Source organism: Candidatus Magnetobacterium casense, assembly GCF_019173545.1.
GTDB classification, from domain to species: domain Bacteria; phylum Nitrospirota; class Thermodesulfovibrionia; order Thermodesulfovibrionales; family Magnetobacteriaceae; genus Magnetobacterium; species Magnetobacterium cryptolimnobacter.
In genome coordinates, this window is the sequence record NZ_JABXWD010000404.1 from 1 (window position 1) to 2,883 (window position 2,883).

The 2,883-nt window shown below is 45.6% G+C and carries 1 protein-coding gene; it reads left to right on the forward strand.

Annotation, left to right across the window (positions count from 1 at the left end; translation table 11 throughout):
* The first annotated feature begins 15 nt into the window (after positions 1 to 15).
* On the forward strand, positions 16 to 2,823 hold the full coding sequence (locus HWQ67_RS15525) for a hypothetical protein (RefSeq protein ID WP_218253595.1): 2,808 nt from the start codon (positions 16 to 18) through the stop codon (positions 2,821 to 2,823).
* Positions 2,824 to 2,883: the final 60 nt, after the last annotated feature.

Sequence of the window (2,883 nt, forward strand, 5' to 3'; positions counted from 1 at the left end):
GGTGATGATGTTCAGTTGGAGCCGAAGGTTTTATCGCCGCAGCGTCAGGCATTTGTTGATGATGTTCGGTCCGGTAAATTAACCGGTTTTGATATAGTTAATCACGGAATTGATATAACAAAAGATGAAGGCTTAAAGGCTCTTTACGGTGAGCTGTTGTTGCGTGACGATTTGGTTGATATCTTAAAGGGTGTTAGCGTAGAGGCCGCTGATGACATTTCCGGTTATGCCGTGTATCGCTACAATCGCGGTCGGGATGTAATTGGTATCAACACTTCTGAGATTACGGATCGTATATCTCTTGATGCGATAATATTTGAGGAGATAGGACATTCTCTGATGGACCGTCATATTGTCTCTGATGCAGGTTCGAGGTCGCATGTTCGTAGCTTAATGGATATAGCGATTGGTGAGCTTGACGCTAAAGAGGTTGAAATTTTGCGTCGTGCGGAGTCTGCGACAGGTATTGGTGTTATTACGGATATACTTTCTGAAGCGGGAGCAAGGTCTCATTTGCTATACGGTTTGGTTAATGAGCGAGAGTTTCTTTCAAATGCCTTTAGTCGAAAATGGTTTCAGGAGTTCCTCAAGGGCATCAAGGTTGAGGACGAAAGTGGAAATGTCAAAAAGGGTAGTCTTTGGGAGCGTTTTGTGTTGTGGGTCAACGACGTTCTTTTTGGCGGAGTCGATCACACGACGTTGCTGCATAAGGCCCTTGAGACCGGCGCTGATGTTATTGATCGTCAGAGCGCAGAGCGTCATGGACGTCTTGATGCGCAGGATGGTGTAACTGATGCGTTGCTTTTAACTCAATGGACACGACATACAACAAAGTGGTTAGCCGATCTTGGTTACAACATGAAAGATATACAACACATGAAAGACAATATGCCGCTTTCAGACGTTGCCTACATACTATCCAATAAAATAAAACCTGAAGCTAAAGCTGAAGAGAGCTATGCCATCAACGATAACTTAGACAAGATAGGGCAGTTGTATGACAGTACCGTTGAAAATAAGAAGGAGCGCAGGTTTCTTGTCCGTGAGGCTCTAAACCGTGTTAGCCTCGGCAAGGTCAGCGACAACAACGTACAGGCCGTCAAGAAGGCCACCGGCATTGACCTGACGGGGTATGAAAGAACGATTGATAACCAAGCGATTAATCACATCCTCACGGAACACTCAGACCCTAAGAGAGAGGCGGCACGTGGGCAGCGTGTTGTTACAAAGGAAGACATCAAGAGAATTCCTGATATTGTCGAATTGCCCGATGATATTTCGTTAGGCAAAACACCAAGAGGCTTAGATACTATTAAATACATAAAAAAAATTAATGGAGATGTCTATTATGTTGAAGAGGTACGCACAGGCAAACAAAACATAGCGGCTAAAACTATGTACATAAAAACAGGAGGGGGGACCAAGATGGCACCTTCTCAGGTTACCCCTGATCATACGTCCCAGACGCGCCCCTCTACTTCTACTATACCACCCACCGGTGAACCTGTCAAGGGGCAGCGCCGGTTGTTTGAACGGCCTGGTGAGAAGGACTTCGCCCGCGCCAGTGACGGTACCATGCAAGAAATATTTAACAAAACAATAGACCAACTGTCTGCCACTCCGACCGCCGGCGATAGCTACGCCCTTTCCGACAAGCCCCGGCGGCTGTTTGAACGGCCCGGTGAGAAGGACTTCGCCCGCGCCAGTGACGGGACCATAGACTTTGGACATATCGGTGACGATGTCGCAAAGGCTATTGGCAGAGAGGCCGCTCCGATCAGACTACAACGGGGGCGTGAAGACAACTACGGTGAGACACATGTAGAAAAGGGGCATGGAGATGAGATAAGAAAGGCCGGTTATGATAGCGTTCGGGAGCTTGTTCTTGACGTAGCCCAAAATTACAATCAAATACGTGAGAGTGCCGAAAGTCGTTTACTTCTTGTAAAGAGAAACGGCAAGGACAAAATAGCAGTAGTTGAACTCAGACCTAACGAGGATGGTAGCTTTTATGGAGTGACAACGGCTGGTGTCTTTAGGCCAAACTACGCTGATAAAAAGAAACTGCTTTGGAACAGAAGCGCGCAGCCTTCTACTACCAAGTCAGAGCTACCTGATACCCTTCCGCACACCATCAGTGGCGAGGCTCTGGCTGATGATGCCTTGCGCGCGGGGCAAAGCAGTTCTTCTACCTCTACAGTACCACAACCCGGCGAGCCTGTCAATGTGCAGGAAGTAGATGCGACATTGCGCGTGTTGTTTGAAAGGTCTCAGGACTCTGATGTCGAAGGAGGAGAGTCTTACGCCCTTGGTCCTGTTAAGCAGATGCGTGATCGTGGTAAGATTACTTCTGAGCAGTATGAGTGGGTCAAGGCCAACGATCCTGACCAGTCTAAGTTTAAGTATGCGCCGTGGATAGCAAAACAGCTTTCCAATTCCGATACACCTGAGGTTAGGGACAAGCTTAAGAGTGTTGTTGGAGATTACGCACGGTTTATTGCTGATAAGCGTATGGTTCCTGATTTTACAAAGGCCCCTATTGAAAAAATCAGAGGACTTGGCGGTAAGATAGTTTTTGATAAACATCCATTTCCCGGTATTGAGTCTTATGATAGCGTTTCTGCGATAGAAAAAGATTATCGGTTTTGGTATTTACGTAATACATTTTCGCCGTCGGAATGGAATCACGTTGTTACTACAGGTGAAGGTCTTCATCCTGAAAAAGATTATACTGTAATTGAAAGCAATGATAAGTATGAGATAATCAAGCCATATGTTAATTATCATAAGAAAGGATATATTTTAGTCATTTATTATCATTAAGAATTAACATGTTATCGTCACATGAAAAGATTGTCTGAACTAGGATTAAACAGATTAAAA